The following is a 20,494-nucleotide window of genomic DNA, read 5'->3' as shown; positions in this document are numbered from 1 at the left end:
TTTACTCGCCGAGCCAGGTCTTGAGATCCGGATGAACGACTTCCTGCGTGTCCGGCGAATCCATGTTCGCCTTCGTGATGAACACGGCGCCCGTGTCGACGCGCTTTTCGATCGGCTCACCCCGCAGGTGCTTCGCCATCGTCTTGATCGACAGGTAGCCCATTCGGAACGGGTTCTGCAGAAGCAGCCCGTCGATGTGTCCATCTTTGAGCCCGGCCAAGAGCTTCTCCGAGCCGTCGAAGCCGACGAACTTGATCTTGCCGGCCAAGTTCGCCTTGCGCAGCGCCAGCAGCATGCCGAACGTGCTGGACTCGTTCGGCGTGAAGATGCCCTGAATGGCCCCCGCCGCCGCCTTTTGCGCGCCGAGCAAGTTCTCGCTGGCAGCGAACGCGCTTTCCGTCGTCGCACCCGCGTAGCGGTTGTCGCTGACGATCTCGATGTCCTTCGCTTCCTTGATGGCCTCGATGAAGCCTTGCTCGCGCTTCGCCGTGCTCGCCGAACCCTCTTGGTAGCGCAGCACGATGACCTTCCCCTTGCCATTGAGGAGCTTCACCATGTTCTGTCCGGCGATCTTCCCTGCGGCGAGGTTGTCCGTCGCCACGAAGCTCACCTGCTGATCGCTCGCCAGATCCGAGTCGAACACCAGCACCGGCACCTTGGCCGCCGTGGCTTGCGTCACCGAATTGACCAGCGCCTTGTCGCTCAACGGCGCCAAGGTGATGCCGCTCACCTTTTGCGAGGTGAAGCTCTCGACGACGTCGATCTGGCCTTTGAGGTCATCTTCCTTCAGCGGGCCTTTCCAGATGATGTCGACCTTCTCTTCTTTGGAGGCCTTCACCGCACCGGCATGCACCGACTTCCAGAACTCGTGTGTGGTCCCTTTCGGGATCACCGCGATGGTCGTCTTCTTCGCCGACGCGGCCGAGGTGGTGCCCTCGCCACTCGCTGCAGGTGCCGCTCCGCCTCCGCTGGCGCCACCTTTGTCTTTGTCACAGCCGACGAGTGACGCACCCGAGAGCGCGCCGAAGGAAAGCAGCGCCATCGCTGCCGTGAAACGAAGGATGGGGGTTCCTAAACTGTGGCGCACGTTCACGACCTCCTTGATACCGAGTTGCTGAAAGTTACCCGAGGCCCCGCGTTGGGGGCCGTACATATCCGATGACTCAGAAGCCGACCGATGGCATCACGGTCGTTTGCACATCACGCCGGTAGACCGGCCATCAGTGCACGGTAGCGCATCTGGTGCTCGTACATAGCCAGAAAAACCTTGTATTTGCGATCGTGAAAGTCGCGTGACGCATCTTTTTGCGTCGGCACGACCACACGGCCGGCTCCGCTCATCGCGCCCATGGCTGAGACAATGCTCCGATGATTGCCGGACGCGACCGCCCCAAGGATTGCTGCACCGAGCAACACGGCCTCTGGTTCTTTCGGCACGACCACCTTGCAACGCGTTGCGTCAGCGTGCTGCTGAAGGAACATCGGGTTTTTCGTCCCACCGCCGCATGCGACCAATGTCCTAATCGCATATCCAGATTGACTCAGTGCGTCGATGATATGACGCGTCCCGTAAGCGATGCCCTGGATGGTGGCGAGGTAGAGGCGCGCCAGCGCATCGACACCGTCGTCCAGTTTGAGCCCCGAGACCATCCCACGTGCCGTCGGGTCCGCCCGCGGCGAGCGATTGCCGTGATGATCCGGCAGCACGTGCAGCTCCCGGGTGAGCTCTCCGGTGAACGCGGCCCCGGTCTCCTTCGTGAGCGCGTCGAGCCGCTCGTTGAGGAGCGCCTCCACCCGCGTTCCACGCTGCGCCGCCTCCTGCGCGAGCTCCGCGGCGCGCGCATGCGAGGCGATGGTGAAGTCGAGCAGCGCCCCCGTGGCCGACTGCCCCCCCTCGGCGAGCCAAAGCTCGGGCACCATGGCCGATTCGTACGGTCCCCACACGCCTTGAACGAAGCGCGCCTCGCGCGAGACCGCCATGTGGCAGCTCGATGTGCCGCCGATCAGCGCGAGCCGCGTCTGCAACTCGTCCTCGCTCGGAACGGCACCGTCGATGGCCATGCCCAACGTGCCGATGCCGCCCGCGTGCGCGTCGATGATGGATACCCCCACGGGTATCCCGGGCACGAGTCCCAACTCGCGCGCTGCGGTTTCGGTCAGCCCGCCGATGCCCTCGCCCATGGGCCGCACCCGCGTTCCGATGCGCGCGTAGCCCTCGTCGGCCAAATCACCGAGCCCGATGCTGCGGAAGTACGACGCGTCCCACCCGCCGTTCTTCGCCACGTAGGTCCACTTGCAGGTGGTGCTGCAGAGCGAGCGCGTATCGTTGCCCGTGGCGCGGTACGTCAGGTAGTCCGGTAGGTCGAAGAATTTGCGAGCTCGCCCCCACGCCGCCGGCAGATGCTCCTTCAACCAGAGCAACTTGGGCGTCTCCATCTCGGGCGAGATGATCCCGCCCACGTAGCGCAGCACCTCGTGCTTGCCCGCGTTGATGCGGTTCGCCTGCTCCACCGCGCGGTGGTCCATCCACACGATGACGTTTTGCGCGTCCTTGCCGCTGGGGCTCACGCTCACCGGCGCGTCATTGTCCCCCAAGGCCACCAGCGAGCACGTTGCATCGAAGCCGATGCCCGCCACGCGCGCGGGGTCGATTTTCGCCTGCGCGAGTGCGGCCTTCACCGCGATGCAGCATGCCCGCCAAATGTCGTCCGAGGACTGCTCCACGAAGTCGTCGGCCGGACGAAACATCTCGATGGGATGGGTGCCCATTCCCGCCATGGTACCGATACCATCGAAGAGCGCAGCGCGCGCGCTCCCCGTGCCCACGTCCACACCTAGGTAAAACTCGCTCATCTCATTGCCCCGAGAGCACCCGCACGCGGAAGCCCAGCTCCTGCGAGAGCGCCACCATCTCGTCGAAGATATCGCCGTAGGCCACCGCCACGTGGTTCGACAAGTAGTGCGCCATCAGCGTCTCTTGCGAGATGCCCATGTCCGCGGCCATGAAGGGCCACTGCCGCGTGGTGCCTTCCCACCACTCGTCGCGCACCTTCGGCGGAAGCTTCACCACTTCGCCGCGCCCGATATCCATCCAGAGGACGTCGTTCTTGATGTAGGCGCGTGCCCACGTCATCTTCCCGGGCAAGCTCTCGCCGGCGAAGCTCCCGCCCGGCGTCGGGAAATACAACGACGGCTGCCGGTACGAATGCGTGCCCTTCAGCGTGTTCGGATCGTGGTTGAACGCGTACGCGCCGCACGAGCCCGAGTTGAGCAGCACCCACAAGAAGCGCCCATCGTGCTCGGCGCCCCAGCGCACGTCGTGGAACATCACGGCCTGGTGCAGTCCCTTGTCCTTCAGGAGCCGCTTCATCATCTCCATCGGCACCAGGTTGCCCTGATCGGCCTCCGTCGCCGTGGCGATGGTGTCGCCGTTCGACTCCGGACGGCAGGTCGAGTTGAAAAGGCCCTCGGCCAGATCCGATGGCGGCCGCAGGGGAATCAACCCGAGTTGGTACTGCCAGCCCAGACCATCGGCCTTGAACTCCTGGAGCAAGTCCAGCACCACCAGGTAATCGCGCAGCTGCTCGCGCGTGGCGCGCTCGTCGAAGTCCTCCGCGTCCTTCTCGCCCCAGTGGAAGGTGATGCCCTTCTCTTTAACGAAGGCGAGGGCCCGGTCGATGCGCGCTTCGTCGATGCGCTTGCCGCGGTCGATGATCCACGCCTGGTCGATTTTGTGCTCGGCAAAGCCTACCGAGTGCAGCAGCCGCGGCCCGAAGTAGCCGTTGATCATGCCCATCGACGTGTCGCCCAGCATGAGGAAGAGCGGCTTGCGCTGCCGGATGCCCGCGGCCACCCGTTTGGCGCGCGCGAAGGCGTCGGCGCTCACGGGGCCGCCGTAGGCGATCTGGCTCTCGCCGTACTTGATCTTTCCCGTCTCGCACCACTCGGCGAGCCGGTCCATGAAGGCGGAATCCTTGGAGAAATCGGGCGACGAGGTCCACACGCGCGAGAAGGGCCGATTGAGCATCTCCAGACAGGCGCCCGTGTTGAGCAACCCCACGAGGCCGGGCCACCGGCCCGAGAAATTGCTGGCCAGGAGCAGCGGATTGTCCTTGCCCGCGACCCCGTCGCAGGTGTGCGGGCCGTAGAACCAATGGACGCAGACGCCAATCATCGGATCGTCGATGGGGCCGAGCTTCTCGATGGACTCGTGCGGCTTGGAAAGGAAGCCTTCGACCCGATATGTCTGCCGGCCGAGCTTCTTGAGGGCCGTTTCGAGCTGGACGGTCGCCTCCGTGATGTTCGGCAGGGCCAGCTCGTTGGGCTTCTGGCGCGCGTCCCCCGGCCAAAATAGAGCGATCTTTTTCGTCATGCGGCCAGGGTACCCCCGAGTGAAGTGGGTACAAAGTTCCCGCTTGCCGTATTAGCCTCGGAAATTGCGAGCGAGCCCTCCACGACGGGAGCGCTGCAAAACACGCCAATGGATCCCGTTCTGCCTTCGCATCTTCTCTGCCTCTACGCCGAGCCTCTCGCGGCGGGTCGTCGCGTACTCGTGGTGGGTGACGCAACGCAGGACCTGGGCGCGCGCCTCCTCGAAATGGGGGCGCGGCTGGTTCACGTTTACGACCCCGACCCCGAGCGCGTGCGCCGCGCCCAGGCGAATTTCCCGCGCGGCATCGTCCTGCGTCACCTTCGCGACGACGACTTGGACGTGCGCGATGGGGCCTTCGACCTGGTGCTCGTCCCCGACGTGGCCTTGCTGGAGGACCCCACGTCCCTGGTCGCGCGCCTTCGCCGGGTGGTGGACGCCGAGGGCGCGGTGCTCGTGGCCGCGCGAAACCCCCAAGCGTGGGACGCGTCGCAGGCGCCGGAGACCCGCGTCGTCGACTACTACGAGCTGTACGACATCGTCTCTCTGCAGTTCGCGTGCGTGCGCATGATCGGCCAGGTGCCCTTCTTCGGCGCAGCCATCGCCGAACTGGGGGAGACCGACGAGGACCCCGAGGTCAGCGTCCACACCGAGCTGGTGACCGAGGCGGAGCCGCCCGAATACTTCATCGCGCTGGCGAGCCACTCGGATCACATCCGGCTCGAGCCGTATGCCATCGTCCAGCTGCCGCGCGATGCGACGGCGTCCCTTTCGCTGAGCTCCACGCAAGAAGGCGCCTTCGCCGCCGACCGCGCGGTGCTCGTGGAAGAGGCGATGTCGCGCGTGGCCCAGCTCGAGGCGCAGCTCGAAGAGCAGCGCGCCCAGCTCGCGGAGCAACGTGCCGAGATTGCCGAGCAGCGGGCCGAGATCGAGCGGCTCGAAGCGGAAGCCGCGCACGCGCACCGCGTGGGAGAATTGGAGCAGACCGTCTACGACGCGGGCCTGCGCATCCAGCAACTCGAGGTGGACATCGACCGCCGGCGCGAGCATGCCGCCGCCTTCGAAGAGGCCATGCGCACCGCCGAAGACGCCGCGCGCGTCCTCGAAGAGCGCACCCGCGACGCCGAGCAAACGGCGCTTTTGCGCGCCGAGCAATGCGCGACGTTGCTCGGCGAAATCGAGTCGCTCAAGACCTCGCTCGATGCCGAGCGCGTGGCCAACGAAGAAAAAGCGCTCTCCGATTCCGAGGAGGTCGACCGACTGCTCCTGCAGATCGGCGAGCACGAAGAAAAATACGGTCTGCTCGAGCGCGAATTTTCCCAGATGGCGGAAGCCCACGGCGCGGAACTGGGGGCGGTCGAGGCGCGTCTCGTCGAACGCGGACACCGCATCGCCGAGCTCGAGCGCGAAATTGCCCGCCGGGACCGCATCACACTGGGCCTGGTTGCCGAGCTCGAAGAGCGCACACCCCTCGACACGGCCCCTCAGGAAGGTGCTCAGGCGGCGCAGGATGCGCCAAAGCAGGCGCCGAATGAGGTCGACCCGGCCCTGCTCGAGAAGCTCGAGAAGGTGGCGCGTGAAAATGCGGACTGGAGCGCGAAGCTCGACGAGATGGCCGTCGATGCCGCCCGAAGGGAAGGCGAGCTCCACGCGCGCACATGGCGCATTGCCGAGCTCGAAGGCGAGCTGACCCGAAATTCATACCGCGCCATCGATCTCGAGCGTCTCACCCGGCTGGAAGACGAGCTCGATATCCTTCGAAGGGCCATCTCCCAGGAACATGACGCCCGGTTGCGGGCCGAATCGGGAGAGGAGCTCACCCGAGCACGAGCCGAGCTCCAACGGCAAGCGGTGCTTCTCGAGCAGCTTTCACGCGAGCTTGATGCGCGCGACCGCGCACGTGCAGTTCAGGACTCGCAAGAAGCCTAACGAGTGACTATAGAAGCCAGGCGATGGTCCACGCCGGATCGAGTTAAGGAGTTTCGTTGACAAGAAACTCGTGCGACTTAACTTGGCGCGGCGAGCCATTCGTGGGCAATCCATTGCTTTAAAACCCCATCGGGTGACATGTCGAAGCGGTGCTATTACGAAGTTCTGGGTTGTTCGAAGGATGCATCTGCCGAAGAACTGCGTCGCGCCTACAAGAAGGAGGCGTTGAAGCATCATCCGGATCGCAACCAGGGTAACCCTCGCGCCGAGCAAACCTTCAAGGAGGTGAACGAGGCGTACCAGGTGCTTTCCGACGAGCAGAAGCGCCGCATCTACGACCAGTTCGGTTTCGCAGGCCTCGAAGGGGCGGCGAGCGGTGGTCCCGGCGACATGGGCGACGTCTTCTCGCACATGCAGGACCTCTTCGCCGAAATGTTCTCCGGCGGCCCATTCGGCTTCGGAGGCAACCGCGCTCCACGTCGCGGTGGAGACCTGCGCGTTCAGCAGCGTCTTTCTCTTCGCGATGCGGCCTTTGGCTGCAAGCGCGAGGTCGTGGTCCACGCCCCCTCGCGCTGCGACGATTGCAGCGGCAGCGGGGCTGCCGCGGGCTCCAAACCGGAAGCCTGCAGCGCATGCCGCGGCACGGGCCAAGTGTCCACCGCGCGCGGTTTCGTCATGTTCACGGCGCCGTGCGCCCGTTGCCAAGGCCGCGGTCAGGTCATTCGCAACGTCTGCAAGTCGTGCAAGGGCGAGGGCGTCATCGCCAAGCCGCGCAAGGTGACGGTCAACTTCCCCGCCGGTATCGACTCGGGGCAGCGCCTTCGCGTGCAAGGGCAGGGTATGCCCGGCCCGGGCAACGTCCCGCCCGGAGATCTCTACGTCGAGGTCGACGTGGAGGAAGACTCGCGTTTCGAGCGCGATGGGACCGACTTGGTCACGCGCGTCAACGTCGGCTTCGTGGACGCGGCGCTCGGTGCGGAGGTGCGCGTTCCATCCATCGGCCCCGAGACGGAAAATGGGGAAGAGCCCACCCTCACGGTGAGCATCCCGGCGGGCACGCAATCGGGTGCGGTCTTCACCTTGAAAGGGCAGGGCATCCCCCGGCTCGATGGCCGCGGTCGCGGGTGCCTCATCGTCGTGGTTCAAGTGCAGGTGCCCACGGCTCTCACATCCCGCGCGCGCGAGCTGTTGACGATGCTCGATGAAGAGCTTCGTCTCGGTGCCGAAGATGCCGAAGGCGTCTCGCGCCGCCGCGTTGCGGCGTCGTCCAAGTAAGACGTGGCCGCCGATCTCGACCTCGGCGCTATCAAAGCGAAGCTGGCGGCGACGCCCACATTGCGACCGAAGGGTCGCGTGCTCGGCGTAACGGGCCTGGCGCTGCGTTTCACATTGCCGGGTGCACGCGTGGGCGACGTCGTCGAGGTGCGGCGACGCGGTACGCCGCTTCCCTGCGAAATCGTCGGCTTCGACGAGGGCGAGGTCATCGCCATGCCGCTCGGCGCCCTCACGGGTGTCGGCCCCGACGACGAGGTGGAAGCCACCGGCGTCGTCTCGGGTGTGCGCGCCCATCCATCGCTGCTCGGCCGCGTCGTCGATGGCCTCGGGCGCCCGCTCGATGGCGGCAGCGACATCCCCGGCGACGAATGGGTCCCCGTCGATCGCGATCCTCCGCCCGCGCTCGAACGGCGCCGCGTGGACAAGCCCATCGCGACGGGCGTGCGCGTGCTCGACGGGCTCCTCACGTTGGGCGAAGGACAGCGCGTGGGCCTCTTCGCCGGTTCGGGCGTTGGCAAAAGCTCGCTGCTCGGCGCCGTCGCACGCGGCGCCTGGGCGGATGTCGTGGTGATGGGCCTCGTCGGCGAGCGCGGTCGCGAGGTGGGCGAGTTCCTCGATCACGCGCTCGGTGAAGAAGGCCGCGCGCGCAGCGTCGTCGTCGTGGCCACCAGCGACGTTTCCGCGCTCGAGCGACTGCGCTCGGCGCAAGTGGCCACCGCCTACGCGGAGTACTTCCGCGACCAAGGCGCACGGGTCATGCTGCTCATCGACTCCGTCACGCGCTTTGCGCGCGCCCAGCGCGAAATCGGCCTTGCCGCGGGCGAGCCGCCGGCCCGCCGCGGTTACCCGCCCAGCGTCTTCGCGGCGCTCCCGCGCCTGCTCGAGCGCGCCGGCCAAGCGGCCCACGGATCCATCACGGCGATCTACACGATCCTCGTCGAGGGCAGCGACATGGACGAGCCCATCGCCGACGAAGTGCGGGGCATCCTCGACGGCCACGTCGTACTGGACCGCGCCATCGCTGCGCGCGGTCACTACCCCGCCGTCGACGTCACCGCATCGTTGTCGCGCGTCATGGACGGCATCGTCAGCGCCGAGCACCGCAACGCCGCGCGGCGGCTGCGTGCCATGGTCGCCACCTACGAGGCGAAGCGCGATCTCGTGACATTGGGCGCTTACGCCAAGGGAAGCGATCGCGAGCTCGACGAGGCGCTCCTGCACATGCCCCGCATCGAGCAATTCCTCCGGCAAGACGCCAAAGAGCGCGTCCCCTTCGACGACACCGTCGCACGCCTGTCGCGCGTGGTTTTCGGCTCATAAAAACGGCATAAAGGCGCCCCGCCGACGTGGCGCTATAGTAGCGGCGTGGTTCACGTACGCGCGAGTGCCATTCGGGCGCGGCTCGATTGGGTCCGAACCCAACGCGGGCCGGAACACGTGGAGCCCATTTTCGCCGCCCTCGATCGCCACGAGCTTGCCATCCGTGCAGCGGTCACGCCGAACCTCTGGGTTCCCTTCGACGCCTACATCGCGCTCAACATCGAACTCGATCGCCGCTTCGGCACGGGCGATCTCGCACTCTGCCGCGTGCTCGGCCGGTACACCGCCGAGGTCAACCTCCCCACGATTTACCGCATCTTTTACAAGATCGGCACGCCGACCTACATCCTGACCAAGGTCGCGGCAGTGTGGACGTCGCACTACGACTCGGGCAGCGCCTCCATGCGCATCATTCCGGGCGGCTGCGTCGTCTCCGTGGAGAACTTCGGTACGCCGCATCGCTGCCACTGCAACGCCGTCCTCGGCTGGATGGAGCAAACCGTGATCATCACCGGTGCCCGATTGAACGACGCCCGCGAGTCCGCATGCCGCCTGCGCGGTGCCAAGGCCTGCGAATTCGAGATCCTGTACGATGCCTAGGGAGCGCTATGGAGCGCCGGCATCCTGCCGGCGGTTAGCCGGCTTCCAGCCGGCGCCGCGATCGACGAGCCACCTAGAAGGTGGCGGACCGCCGGCAGGATGCCGGCGCTCCATATTCGACGGGGCCTTCACCACTCGTGCCGAGCCTAAGGGGCCGGCTCGAAGGTGATGGGCCCCGCGCCCGTTTTCACGCGGATGCGGATGCGCGGGTTCGGTGTCGAGGGACCGAGGATGTAGTCCTCGCCGTCCTTCGTCCAACCGTTGACCTTGAGCGGGCCCGCCTCGCTCTTCACCTCGGCGCGTGCGCTGACGCCGCCGGGGATCCCCAACCTCACCGGGCCCGCACCCGTTTCCAAGTCGAGCGACAGCTCGCGTTCCACTTTGCTGCCGAGCGACACGTTGACGGTGCCCGCCCCCGCGCGCACGCGCACTTTGGCCGCGCCGAAGCGCCCCACGTCGGTCAACGTGACATTGCCCGCACCCGTCTCGATGTCGATCGCATCGGCGGCCATCGGGTTCGGGGCGGCCTCGCCCACGCGAACGGAGCCCGCGCCATTGCGCACGATCAGCGAATGAACGGCCAGCCCGCCCAACTCCAGATCGACCGACGATGCACCGCCCGAAACCGTGAGGGCCATCGGCGTCGTGCCCAGGGTGAGGCGATAATCGGCAATGAGGCCCGTGCCCCACTTCGAGGCATCCACCCCGGGTTTGCCCTGCGACACCGTCAGCTTGTAGCCGGCGTTCGACACGGCGGGCGCCAGGTCGCTCACGTTGGTCTTGGCCGCGCCACCCACCACGTGCACGCCGCCCGGGGTCACGTGCAGATCGCCCTCCTGCATCTCGAGGCGGACATCGGCCGGGTGCCCGGGATCGCCGGGGGCATCTGCCACCACGTCGTAGGTCTGCAGCTCACCCACCGACTTTTTGCACGCCGTACCCGTGAGACCCGCAGCGATCGCGACCGTAGTCCATGCCAGAGGAGACCAAAAGGAACGCCGCATGGGCCGAGATTAGCGGTGCCGTACGGGCTTTCCTAGCGAGTTCTGGCCCAGCGGTCGTGCTACATCGAACACCGCTATGACCGTGCTTCAAGTCGCTGACGTCCGCTTTGGATACGCCGGCGATGTTCTCTTCGAAAATGTCACCTTCAGCCTGGCCCTCGGCGAGCGGGCATCGCTGGTAGCGCCAAATGGCGCGGGAAAATCCACGCTTCTGCGCCTCATTGCGCGCGAAATCGAGCCCGACCGTGGCTCCGTGGTCATCCGCAAGGAAACCAGCTTTGGCTATTACCGCCAATCGCACGAGCTCCCGCCCGCCGGCGACGTCATGGAGGCCTTTCTCTCGGCTTTCCAGGACATCGTCCAACTCCGGCACGAGCTCACGGAGGCCCAGCATGGCGCGGCCTCTGGCGATGCGCGTGCCCTCGAGCACCTGGCCGAGGTGAGCGACCGCTACCACGTGGCCCGTGGCGACGAGCTCGAGCGCGAGGTCGCCATCCTGGCGCACAAGCTCGGCTTCTCCGACGCGGATTTGGCGCGGCCGGTGGCGTCGCTTTCCGGCGGCGAGCGAGGCCGGCTCCAGCTGGGCATCGTGCTCGCGCAAAAGCCGGATCTGCTGCTCATCGACGAGCCCACGAACCACCTCGACCTGGACACGATCACCTGGCTCGAGAATTACCTCATTGGATACCGCGGCGCCGTTCTCGTGGTCTCCCACGACCGTGCCTTTCTCGACCGCACCTGTCCGCGCACCTTGGAGCTGGGGTCGCGCGGTCTTCGCGACTACCCGCTCAAGTACACGGACTACGCGGCGGCCCGCGAAGAGGATCTCGCCCGCGAGCGCGCGCTGCTCGAGCGGCAGCAGGCGATGATCGACAAGACGGAAGACTTCATCCGCAAGAACATCGCGGGGCAGAAGACGAAGCAGGCGCAGAGCCGCCGCAAAATGCTGGATAAGCTCGAACGGCTCGAGCGTCCCGAGGACGTGTGGCAAGTCGCCGAACGCGTCGCCTTCCGCTTCGCGCCGGCCAACCGCAGCGGTGACATCGTGCTCGACGCGAAGGGACTCGCGGCCGAACGCGGGGGCCGTCCGCTGTTCTCGGGCGTCGACATGCTCATACGCCGCGGGGAGCGCATCGGCATCGTGGGCCCGAACGGCTCGGGAAAGAGCACATTGCTGAAGCTTCTCGCGGCGCGTGGTGCATCGGACGATCGCGGCACGGTGAAGCGGGGCACCAATTTGCAAGAGGGTTACTTCGACCAGCACCTGGGCGAGGTCGATCCTTCGCGCACCGCGGTGGAGGAAGTGCGCCGCGTGCGGGGCGACTTCACGGTGGAAGCGGCGCGCCAGTACCTCGCGCGCTTTCGCTTCTGGGGCGACCATCCGCTGCGCACCGTTTCCGGCTTTTCCGGCGGCGAGCGTTCGCGTCTGGCGCTGGCGAAGCTGCTGCTCGAGCCGCGCAACCTGCTCTTTTTGGACGAGCCCACGAACCACTTGGACATTCCGGCGGCGGAAATCCTGGAGGAGGCGCTCGTTTCGTTCGAGGGCACGGTCATCCTGGTGTCGCACGACCGGCGCTTTCTCGAGACGGTGGCGACCCGCATCGTGTCCGTGCGCGATGGGCAGGTCGAGATCTACCAGGGCGGGTTCTACGACTATTCGAGCCACGTCGCGCAGATGGCCGCGGAGCGGGCGGCCGCCGAGGAAGCGGCCAAAAAGCCCGAGAAGAAGCCCGAACCGCAGCCTACGAAGGACGCGAAAGCCGATGCAGGCGGGCGGCAGTCGTTCGAAGCCCAGCGCAAGGAGGCGCGCGACCGCGAGCGCCGAAAGCGCCGCCTCGAGGAGCTGGAAAAGAGCATCGCCACGGCGGAAAAGAGCCTGACCGAGATGCGCGCGCAGCTCCGTGAAGATCCCGGTGGCGACTGGGCAAAGCTGGCCGAGCGGGCGAAGGCGGAGCAAGCTCTGAGCAAGAGGGTGGATCAGATGATGACCGAGTGGGCCAGTCTGTCGGAGGAAGCGTCGTGAAGCCGTCGTCCCGCGGTGTGGTTCTCATTTTGGCTTTGGTCACGGGGCTCACCGGCACCTCCACCATGACCGCGTGCAAAAAACGCGGTGGCGATGCGTCGGCCGACAAGGCCGCCGTCTCCGATGCGATCCCCTTCACCGTGTCCGACTCCAGCGAGGGCCTGCTTTTCACCTGGATCGACGAGCGGGGCGACTTCCACGTCGAGCAGCGCGCGGCCGACGTGCCCCTCGTAGGCCGCGACGCCGTGCGCGTGGTCGATCCTTCGCGCGACGAGGGCACGCACCCCGAGCGCGTCTTCGTCGCCGATTTGCGCACCGCCCAACCCGACGGCACGTACTTGGTCAAGCCGATGACCAAGGCAGACTTCGAGGAGATGGCCGTCAGCCGCCGCAAAGGAAAGAGTGCCCTTCTCGAGCCGAAGGCGCCGGGGCCGGTGGCATCGGGAGGGCAGGGCCCCGCCGCCGCGAATGGCCCGAACGGTGGCGGCGAGCCCGCCGATCCCAACGCCCGCCCCGCCGTCATCATCTACGGCGCAGAATGGTGCGGGCCCTGCCATCAAGCCGCGGCGTACCTCCGCAAGAAGGGCATCCCCTTCGTCGAAAAGAACATCGAGGCAGACCGCGACGCCGCGCGCGAAATGCAGGCCAAACTCGCCAAGGCTGGCCTGCACGACGGCTCCATTCCGGTCCTCGACGTGCGCGGCAAAATGATGGTCGGCTTCAACCCCCGCGCCGTCGACGAGGCCCTCGGCGCCGCGATGTAATCGCGTTCAACCGAAACGCGCGAGGCGCTCGGTCAATCCGCGTTTGACGTCGGGCCACTCCTCGGGGATGACGCTGAAGAAAATCACATCGCGCACGAATCCGCCCGGGTAAATGGAGTGGCGGCGCAACGTGCCCTCTTCCTTTGCGCCCATTTTCAACATCGCCTTTCGCGAATGTTGATTGCGCGCATCGCATTTGAGCTGCACCCGATTCAAATTCAAATCTTCGAAGGCGTGATCCAAGAGCAATAGTTTGCACTCGGGATTCACGAAGGTGCCGCGCGCCGAGGCCACGTACCAGGTTCCGCCCACCTCGAGCGTCTTATTCGGCAGATCGATGGCGTGGTAGCGGGTACTCCCCACGATTTGGCCATCGCTCAGGCGGCGAACGGCGAACGTGAGGGCCTGTTCAATTGGAACGTCCACGATGTCGCGGAACCAGCGGCGGACGTCGCCGTGGGTGAAACTCATATTGAACTTCGACACCGGCTCGTCGATTCGATCCTGAAGCCGCTCGAACTCGCCGCCGTGCGAGGCGGCGAGTGGTTCGAGCCGGACGAAGCGCCCCTCAAGCGTGAGGGGCGTGAGTGTCGTTCTTGGGCTGGGCGACGGCATTGGCTTGGCTCTTTCGGAAGGCAAGACGGTAGACGTACGGGTCGTTCGTCAGCTCGGGGTGGAACGTGGCGCAGGTGACGTTGCCCTGGCGAATGAGCACCGGCTCACCGCGGAAGCGACCCAGGACATCGACCTTCTCGCCCACCTCGAGGATGCGCGGCGCGCGGATGAACACCAGCGGGTGGCCTTCGTCCGACATCGCCTCGAAGCTGTCGATCTGCCGCCCCCACGCATTGCGCGCCACCCGCACATCGACGAATCCGAGGCTGCGTTGCTCGGGCTGCGTGACCGTGCGCGCCGCCAGAATGAGCCCCGCACAGGTGGCGAGAATGGGATGCCCCGCCACCGCGAACCGCATCAGCGACCACTCCAGCTCGAATCGGACGATGAGCTTCAACTGCACGGTGCTCTCGCCGCCGGGAAGCACCAAGCCATCGATGCTTTCGAAGTCGTCCTTGCGGCGAACCAAGATGGTCTCGTGCCCGAGGCTCCGGGCCATCTCCGCGTGTTTCTCGAACGCCCCCTGCAAAGCCAATATGCCGATGCGCATCTTCTCGTTACCTTCCTCGTTCGGCGAATCGCTCGTGCGTGAGCAGCGACGCTGCCTGCACGGATTTCATGGGTTGGCCGAGGGCGGTGCTCACCTCGGCGAGTTTATCGGCGTCTTGCCAATAGGTTGCGGCGGTGACGATGGCGCGTGCACGCTTCGGCGCATCGTCGCTCAAGAAGATGCCGCTTCCGACGAAGAGCGCCTCGGCGCCCAGCGCCATGCACAGGGCCGCGTCGGCCGGCGTGGCGATGCCGCCGGCTGCGAAGTTCGGCACGGGCAGCTTGCCGGTTTCCTTCACCTTGAGCAGCAGTTCGAACGGCGCGCCCAGGTTCTTGCCCTCGGCCACGAGCTCGTCGACCTCCATCACGCTGACGCGGCGGATCTGCGTGCGGAGCTTGCGCAGGTGCTTCACGGCCTCCACGACGTCGCCCGTGCCGGCCTCGCCCTTGGTGCGCAAGAGCGACGCGCCCTCGGCGATGCGGCGCAGGGCCTCGCCCAGATCGCGGCAGCCACAGACGAAGGGCACCTTGAACGACGCCTTCTCGATGTGGAACTCGTCGTCCGCCACCGTGAGGACTTCGCTCTCGTCGATGAAGTCCACGCCCAGCGCCTCCAGGATGCGCGCCTCGGCGAAGTGCCCGATGCGGCATTTGGCCATCACGGGAATGCTCACGGCCTTTTGAATCGACACGATCATCGCCGGGTCGGACGCGCGGGCCACGCCGCCTTCCGCGCGGATCTGCGCCGGCACGCGCTCGAGGGCCATCACCGCGCAGGCCCCGGCGTCTTCGGCGATCTTCGCCTGTTCGGCGTTGACCACGTCCATGATGACGCCGCCCTTGAGCATTTCGGCGAGTCCCAATTTCGTCGTGCTGGTTGCCTTTTTCATATCTCGATCTCCAACTCTTCTCCGGTTTTGCCCGATGATTGCTTAGACGACTTCCACCACCGCATCCGCGGGGCGCCCATCCGCCGAACGCGGCATCTGGGCCATGACGGCTTTGAATGCTTTTCCAAGGCGCCGCGCGCCCTCGGCCAATCTGTCCGGCGGCTCGGCGCAGAACGTTACGCGCAAGGCGGGTTCGGCCTCGGCCTCCACCGAGTAGAGGCTGCTCGGCGTCACCTGCACGCCGTGCCGGAAGGCTTCCTCGGTGACCCGATCCGGATCGACGGAGCGCGGAAGCCGCAGCCAGAGAACGACGCCGTGGTACGGCGTGTTCCACCGCACCTCGGGGGGCAGCGCTTTTCGGAGCGCGGCCTCGAGCACGTTGCGCCGCGTTTGGTACTCGGGCAGAACGCGGTTCATGTGCGCGCGCAGGTAGCCGCGCTCCATGAACTCCGCGAGCGCGTGCTGGAGCAGCGCCGACGTGCCCAGATCCGTCACCCGCTTGAGCGAGCGAAGCACGTTGCGAATCGGCCGAGGACAGACCACGAAGCCAATGCGCAGCGCCGGAATGAGCCGCTTGCTGAACGTGGACAGGTGAATCACGTCGCCATCGAGCGCGCGCAGTGACGGCGGGAGCGGTTGCCCATCGAGGCTCAAACCCGCGCCGAAGTCGTCCTCGATGAGCGCGATGCCCGTCGCGTGCGACCAGCGCACCAACTTGTGGCGACGCTCCGCGGAAATGGTCATCCCCGTCGGGTTGTGCCCATTCGGCATGAGGTAAAGCGCCTTCACGTCGGAGCGTGCGAAGCGCTCCAGTGCGAGAAGATCGGGCCCCTGACCATCGTTGGGCACGCCGATGAGGCGCGCGCCCGCGACGGAGAAAAGGTCCACGGCGCCCGAGTACGTGTTGCTATCGACCAGCACCGCCTCGCCCGGGTTGACCAGCGCGCGCGCAATCAAGTCGAGCGCCTGCTGGCTCCCGGTGGTCACCAGAATATCGTCCAACGTCGCCGGCACGCCGCGCAGGTTCAAATCATGGGCAATTTGCTCGCGAAGGCGCCGCACGCCGTCGGGCGGCGCATAGCTCATCGCCCGTGCGCCCATATCGTTCATCACGCGCTCGATGCACCGCTGCATGAGGTCGTCCGGCATCAAATCGAGCGATGGCTGCATGCGCGACAGATTGATCACGTCGCGCCCCTCGACGTAGCGGGCCAGCCGCTCCGCGCGGTTCAAGCTCTCGATGCGCGAAGCGCGCGAGAGGAGGGATGCCCACGGCAGCATCGAGGCCTCGAGCGACGTTCGCGCGCGCGCCACTTGCGATTCGGCGGGGGCTTCCGCCTGCCGCTCGACGAAGGTGCCGCGCCCCACGGTGGAGGAGACGAAACCCGCGGCCTCCAGATCGGCATAAGCCCGCGCCACCGTGTTGCGGTGCGTGGACAAGGTGCGCGCCAGCACGCGGGTCGGCGGCAGCTTGTAACCGGGCGGGAAGGCATGCGTCTGAATGCGCTCCACGACCTGGTCGAAGATCTGGCGGTAGATGGGATCCTCTCGTCGAGGGTCCACGCTCAGCCCGACATCTTGGCTCAATTGGACCTCCAATTGGCCTAGTTGTATGCCTAACCGAACCGTCGTTCCACGGCCGGCCAGCATTTTCCGCAAGTATCAATTGTGCCAATGTCCCGGAACGCCCCCGGCCAATCCGAGCCGTGCTCAGCCTTCGAGCCGCTGCTTGCGCGCGATCACCCGGCCATAAACCTGTCGCTTCGGCCGCCCGCTCCACGCGGCAAGCCGCTCCGCAATGGCCCGCGAGTGTTCGCCTTGGGCGAGCGCAATGTCGATCTTCTCGTCGAGCGCCGCATCGTCGATGGCGCCTTCGCGCGCGGAGACCTCGTGCGGGCCCAGGACGAGGACGACCTCGCCGATCCACGCATGGTTCAGCGCGACCAGCTCGCGCAAGGTGCCGCGCAGGAACTCCTCGTGCACCTTGGTCAGCTCGCGCGCGACGCACGCCGTGCGATCCGGCGTGGCATCGGCCAGATCGGTCAAGGTCGCATTCGTGCGGTTCGCCGCCTCGAAAAGCACCACCGTCTCCGGCGTGTCGCAGACGCGCGCGATGGCCTCGCGCCGCGTGGAACCGTCGCGCGGCAAGAAGCCCAAAAAGCGAAAGGCACCGCCCACGAGGCCGCTCGCCATGAGCGCCGCCAGGACCGCGCTTGCACCCGGCACCGGCACCACGGTGATGCCCGCCTCGATGGCCGCACGCACGAGCGCGTCGCCGGGATCGCTCACCAGCGGTGTGCCCGCATCGGTCACGAACGCGATGTCCTCGCCCGATTGCAGTGCATCCACCAGCCGCGCAATCTCGCGCGGGCTCGAGTGCGCATGCAGCGATTCGAGCGCGCGCGGCGAAATTCCGAAGTGCGTCAAAAGCTGCCGCGTCCGCCGCGTATCCTCCGCGGCGATGCGGGCAACCGCGCCGAGCGCCTTCAGGGCGCGCGGCGTGATGTCCTCGAGATTTCCGATCGGCGTGGCTACGACGTAAAGGCGTCCCGCCTCCGCCATGCTAGTTCGCCTCGGCCGCGTCGCCCATTTCGTCGCGCAAGAACTCGCGCAGTCGCATGGTCAGCCGCTGCTCGAGTTGCCGCACGCGTTCGCGCGAGATGCCGAAGCGATCCCCCAGCTCTTGCAAGGTGAGGGGCTCGTCCGCCACGAGCCGCTCGTCGAAGATGGCCAGGTCCTTCTCCTTGCCGGCGAGGGTCTCGCGGAAGGCGCCCAGCTTCTCCTTGAGCAGCGCGTGCAACTCTTCGTCGGCCATGAGCGTCTCGGGCCCTTCCAGCCCGCTCGGCATCATGTCCACCTTCGCGATGGCGCGCCCTTCGGCGTCGCCCACCGGGGCGTCGAGCGACTTTTCGCTCGAGGTGAGGCGCACGTCCATGTCGGCGACCTCGCTCTCGGGCACGTTGAGCCGCTTGGCAATCTCCTCGTGCGTCGGGTCGATGCCCATGGCTTGCAGCTCGGCGCGCTTCTTTCGCAGGTTGAAGAACAGCTTGCGCTGTGCCTGCGTCGTCCCGAGCTTCACCAGACGCCAATTGTTGAGGATGAACCGCAGGATGTACGCCCGGATCCACCACGCGGCGTACGAGGAGAGCTTCACCCCACGGTACGGGTCGTAGCGCTTGACCGCCTGCATGAGGCCGATGTTGCCCTCCTGCACGAGGTCCATGATGTTCTTGTACGCGCGCCGGTACTCGTAGGCGATTTTCACCACCAGGCGGAGGTTCGCCGTGACCAGCTGCGCTGCAGACGCCGGATCCTGCGACTCGACGAAGCGCACCGCGAGCTCGTGCGTCTCTTCCGGCGTGAGCAGCGGGTGGCGCTGCACTTCGCGCAGGTACGCGGCCATCGGATCGAAGCGCGCGATCGAGGTCGCCGCCTCGGATACCGGCTCGCGCTCGGAGGGGTAGGGGGCGGCCGTGGAATCGGCACCGCTCTCGATGATGCCGTCCTCGAGATCCATTTCTTCATCTGCGGAAAGTTCGGAGGCGGGGCTCGATTCGGCCCCCATCTCGCTCTCCGGGCTTCCTTCTTCGCTCAGCTCCGCCGAGCCGGTCTCGCTTTCGGGATCGCGGTCTTCCTCACGGCTCTCGCCCGAGGCCGAGGCTCCAGCGGCAGGCGTTTTCGAGGTACGCGCCGCCGTGTTCGCTTTCGAGGTGCGCTTCGCGCGTCCGCCCTTTCCTTGAGCCTGGGCGGTCGCGGTCGTTTCCGGCTCGTCGGCCGTAGCAGTGTTGGTTTTTCTCATTCGCGGCACGATGGGAGGATCGTAGTTTATGGTCACAGCTACCGCGACAACAATCCCCCACGGGGCACGATTCCGCGAAGATCGGGGCCCGGGGGCGATTCTTGCTGGCTTCAGCCCGAGTCAGTGCAAGAGCCGTAGCCACCATTGGGCGACGGCACCCGCGAGCACGGCGGCCGACACTGCCAGCTTCCAGGCGGGCAGGAGCGACGGCGCGATGAAAAGCTCGCTGGGTCGGTCGGAGCGAGGATACATACCTCTAATCAACGCATACATGGCCGCTACAGTAAGGACGCAACGCGATGCGTCAAGTGCGTCAGATTTGGCCGAAAATTCGACTTCAAGTTCTCAGATGCAAATTGATTCTCTAGGAATATCAATATGATACCGAAGGACCGTCGCAAGAACGAAAAGCGTCTTTCAGGTAAGGCCGGCCGCGTTCGCGTCAAAGATCATGGAGCCGACGCGAAAAAGTCATTTGCCGAGGCAACGCTCGATCTGAAAAACGCCGATTTCGAGCTTCTCGCCAGCGACAAGCGCGCGGCGTTCACGCCCCTGCGCTCGCGCATGGTGGCGTGGGCCCGGCGCATTGCGGCCAGGCTTTCCGAGCTCGGAATCGACGTGGAGGCCACGTGGACCGACGAGGAGCACATCGATGTCCGCGAGCAAACGGCTGGCGGAAAAATGGGAACCGCGTCGATCGTGTTCCACGCGCCGGTGCGCAAGAATGCGATTTTGGCCCTAAGACTCCGGCCCAAAGTTGTCGAAGTCAGCGTCGAGCTCTATCCATCCGTGCATGCGCGCGCCGTACAAGGCGAAATCGTCGGCCTTTTCGACGCACTGCCGGATCAGTTCTCGCTCGGAAAGATCGAGGATCTCAACCGGATCCCCACGCGCGAGGCGAACGCAGACGACGTCCGAACACTGTTGGAGGGGGACGCAGGCCTCTGGCTTGGCTGGTCCGTCCCGCGTGAAGTCGTCCTCAAACACGCCGCCCTGGTGGGTGAGCAGCTCGGAGATGCCGTGATTGCACTCTCCGCCGTGTTCGCGCTGGTCACCGATATCCCGGCGCCGTCACGAAATATCGGCTCGCTCGCCGTCACGAAGACGGCACGGGCGAACACCCTCGAAAAAGGCTCGCGCGTCCGTGTGCTCTCGGGACCGTTCGTCGGCAAGACGGGCGTCATCCAGGAGCTCGACGCGCGCGGTGCGAAGGTCATGCTTGGCCTTTTGGCCACGCGCCTCGACACGTCCGAGCTTGCCCTCTTCAAGGAGGGACCCAATCGTCCCATTCTTTCGTCATCGCACCGGCGGCCGCTCGGGGCACGCGAGCGTTGACCCGGACCGTTCATGGATCGTG

The 20,494-nt window shown here is 66.1% G+C and carries 17 protein-coding genes; 7 read left to right on the top strand and 10 right to left on the bottom strand.

Annotated elements, in window-relative coordinates; all coding sequences use genetic code 11:
* Position 1: 1 nt before the first annotated feature.
* The 3 genes from LZC95_36735 to LZC95_36725 are packed head-to-tail and all read right to left on the bottom strand — an operon-like array spanning position 2 to position 4,372.
* Positions 2-1,153, bottom strand: a complete 1,152-nt coding sequence (locus LZC95_36735; GenBank protein WXA91985.1) for a substrate-binding domain-containing protein — start codon at positions 1,151-1,153, stop codon at positions 2-4.
* A gap of 47 nt (positions 1,154-1,200) precedes the next feature.
* Positions 1,201-2,853: an FGGY-family carbohydrate kinase gene (locus tag LZC95_36730; GenBank protein WXA91984.1), complete on the bottom strand. Its 1,653-nt coding sequence runs from the start codon at positions 2,851-2,853 to the stop codon at positions 1,201-1,203.
* Between the two features lies 1 nt (position 2,854).
* Complete coding sequence (locus LZC95_36725) at positions 2,855-4,372, bottom strand: hypothetical protein (GenBank protein ID WXA91983.1); 1,518 nt, start codon at positions 4,370-4,372, stop codon at positions 2,855-2,857.
* Between the two features lie 108 nt (positions 4,373-4,480).
* On the opposite strand from LZC95_36725, the gene LZC95_36720 reads away from it, so the two are divergent.
* The 4 genes from LZC95_36720 (at position 4,481) to LZC95_36705 (ending at position 9,493) form a co-directional block, all read left to right on the top strand.
* Complete coding sequence (locus LZC95_36720; protein ID WXA91982.1) at positions 4,481-6,298, top strand: hypothetical protein; 1,818 nt, start codon at positions 4,481-4,483, stop codon at positions 6,296-6,298.
* A 138-nt stretch (positions 6,299-6,436) separates the two neighbouring features.
* On the top strand, positions 6,437-7,573 hold the full coding sequence (gene dnaJ, locus LZC95_36715; protein ID WXA91981.1) for a molecular chaperone DnaJ: 1,137 nt from the start codon (positions 6,437-6,439) through the stop codon (positions 7,571-7,573).
* A gap of 3 nt (positions 7,574-7,576) precedes the next feature.
* The gene (locus LZC95_36710; protein WXA91980.1) at positions 7,577-8,893 is read left to right on the top strand and encodes a FliI/YscN family ATPase; all 1,317 of its coding nucleotides are present in this window, start codon (positions 7,577-7,579) and stop codon (positions 8,891-8,893) included.
* Between the two features lie 45 nt (positions 8,894-8,938).
* On the top strand, positions 8,939-9,493 hold the full coding sequence (locus LZC95_36705; GenBank protein WXA91979.1) for a hypothetical protein: 555 nt from the start codon (positions 8,939-8,941) through the stop codon (positions 9,491-9,493).
* Positions 9,494-9,639: 146 nt separating this feature from the next.
* Here LZC95_36705 and LZC95_36700 read toward each other — a convergent pair whose 3' ends face one another.
* Positions 9,640-10,497 carry a hypothetical protein gene (locus LZC95_36700; GenBank protein WXA91978.1) on the bottom strand — a complete coding sequence of 286 codons (858 nt, stop codon included), beginning with the start codon at positions 10,495-10,497 and terminating at the stop codon, positions 9,640-9,642.
* A gap of 76 nt (positions 10,498-10,573) precedes the next feature.
* On the opposite strand from LZC95_36700, the gene LZC95_36695 reads away from it, so the two are divergent.
* Together LZC95_36695 and LZC95_36690 are read left to right on the top strand one after the other, a co-directional pair.
* Positions 10,574-12,520 (top strand): ATP-binding cassette domain-containing protein, encoded by a 1,947-nt coding sequence (locus LZC95_36695; protein ID WXA91977.1) that lies wholly within the window; start codon positions 10,574-10,576, stop codon positions 12,518-12,520.
* Positions 12,517-13,284, top strand: a complete 768-nt coding sequence (locus LZC95_36690; protein ID WXA91976.1) for a glutaredoxin family protein — start codon at positions 12,517-12,519, stop codon at positions 13,282-13,284. The genes LZC95_36695 and LZC95_36690 overlap by 4 nt, the downstream gene beginning before the upstream one ends.
* 6 nt (positions 13,285-13,290) lie before the next feature.
* Here LZC95_36690 and LZC95_36685 read toward each other — a convergent pair whose 3' ends face one another.
* From LZC95_36685 to LZC95_36660, 6 genes are all read right to left on the bottom strand, one after another.
* Positions 13,291-13,899 carry a GNAT family N-acetyltransferase gene (locus LZC95_36685; GenBank protein WXA91975.1) on the bottom strand — a complete coding sequence of 203 codons (609 nt, stop codon included), beginning with the start codon at positions 13,897-13,899 and terminating at the stop codon, positions 13,291-13,293.
* The gene (gene pdxT / locus LZC95_36680) at positions 13,853-14,449 is read right to left on the bottom strand and encodes a pyridoxal 5'-phosphate synthase glutaminase subunit PdxT (GenBank protein ID WXA91974.1); all 597 of its coding nucleotides are present in this window, start codon (positions 14,447-14,449) and stop codon (positions 13,853-13,855) included. Before pdxT ends, LZC95_36685 begins: the two co-directional genes overlap by 47 nt.
* 7 nt (positions 14,450-14,456) lie before the next feature.
* On the bottom strand, positions 14,457-15,338 hold the full coding sequence (gene pdxS, locus LZC95_36675) for a pyridoxal 5'-phosphate synthase lyase subunit PdxS (GenBank protein WXA91973.1): 882 nt from the start codon (positions 15,336-15,338) through the stop codon (positions 14,457-14,459).
* Positions 15,339-15,380: 42 nt separating this feature from the next.
* The gene (locus LZC95_36670; protein WXA91972.1) at positions 15,381-16,901 is read right to left on the bottom strand and encodes a PLP-dependent aminotransferase family protein; all 1,521 of its coding nucleotides are present in this window, start codon (positions 16,899-16,901) and stop codon (positions 15,381-15,383) included.
* 147 nt (positions 16,902-17,048) lie between these two features.
* Positions 17,049-17,900, bottom strand: coding sequence for a 16S rRNA (cytidine(1402)-2'-O)-methyltransferase (gene rsmI, locus LZC95_36665; protein ID WXA91971.1), 852 nt, complete (start codon positions 17,898-17,900; stop codon positions 17,049-17,051).
* Position 17,901: 1 nt separating this feature from the next.
* Complete coding sequence (locus tag LZC95_36660; protein ID WXA91970.1) at positions 17,902-19,137, bottom strand: RNA polymerase factor sigma-32; 1,236 nt, start codon at positions 19,135-19,137, stop codon at positions 17,902-17,904.
* Between the two features lie 378 nt (positions 19,138-19,515).
* Between LZC95_36660 and LZC95_36655 the strand changes: the two genes are divergently transcribed.
* On the top strand, positions 19,516-20,472 hold the full coding sequence (locus tag LZC95_36655) for a KOW motif-containing protein (GenBank protein WXA91969.1): 957 nt from the start codon (positions 19,516-19,518) through the stop codon (positions 20,470-20,472).
* The last annotated feature ends 22 nt before the right edge of the window (positions 20,473-20,494 follow it).

It is taken from the genome of Sorangiineae bacterium MSr12523 (assembly GCA_037157775.1).
GTDB classification, from domain to species: Bacteria; Myxococcota_A; Polyangia; order Polyangiales; family Polyangiaceae; genus Pendulispora; species Pendulispora brunnea.
The sequence above is the reverse complement of the archived record's forward strand: the minus strand, read 5'-3'. Positions and strand labels throughout refer to the sequence as shown.

What these genes read in the sequence shown, in the direction of transcription:
- LZC95_36730 (WXA91984.1), bottom strand. Translation starts at nt 2,853, where the DNA reads ATGAGCGAGTTTTACCTAGGTGTGGACGTGGGCACGGGGAGCGCGCGC.
- LZC95_36735 (WXA91985.1), bottom strand. Translation starts at nt 1,153, where the DNA reads ATGTACGGCCCCCAACGCGGGGCCTCGGGTAACTTTCAGCAACTCGGT.
- LZC95_36685 (WXA91975.1), bottom strand. Translation starts at nt 13,899, where the DNA reads ATGCCGTCGCCCAGCCCAAGAACGACACTCACGCCCCTCACGCTTGAG.
- rsmI (WXA91971.1), bottom strand. Translation starts at nt 17,900, where the DNA reads ATGGCGGAGGCGGGACGCCTTTACGTCGTAGCCACGCCGATCGGAAAT.
- LZC95_36660 (WXA91970.1), bottom strand. Translation starts at nt 19,137, where the DNA reads ATGAGAAAAACCAACACTGCTACGGCCGACGAGCCGGAAACGACCGCG.
- LZC95_36720 (WXA91982.1), top strand. Translation starts at nt 4,481, where the DNA reads ATGGATCCCGTTCTGCCTTCGCATCTTCTCTGCCTCTACGCCGAGCCT.
- pdxT (WXA91974.1), bottom strand. Translation starts at nt 14,449, where the DNA reads ATGCGCATCGGCATATTGGCTTTGCAGGGGGCGTTCGAGAAACACGCG.
- LZC95_36695 (WXA91977.1), top strand. Translation starts at nt 10,574, where the DNA reads ATGACCGTGCTTCAAGTCGCTGACGTCCGCTTTGGATACGCCGGCGAT.
- dnaJ (WXA91981.1), top strand. Translation starts at nt 6,437, where the DNA reads ATGTCGAAGCGGTGCTATTACGAAGTTCTGGGTTGTTCGAAGGATGCA.
- LZC95_36655 (WXA91969.1), top strand. Translation starts at nt 19,516, where the DNA reads ATGATACCGAAGGACCGTCGCAAGAACGAAAAGCGTCTTTCAGGTAAG.
- pdxS (WXA91973.1), bottom strand. Translation starts at nt 15,338, where the DNA reads ATGAAAAAGGCAACCAGCACGACGAAATTGGGACTCGCCGAAATGCTC.
- LZC95_36725 (WXA91983.1), bottom strand. Translation starts at nt 4,372, where the DNA reads ATGACGAAAAAGATCGCTCTATTTTGGCCGGGGGACGCGCGCCAGAAG.
- LZC95_36700 (WXA91978.1), bottom strand. Translation starts at nt 10,497, where the DNA reads ATGCGGCGTTCCTTTTGGTCTCCTCTGGCATGGACTACGGTCGCGATC.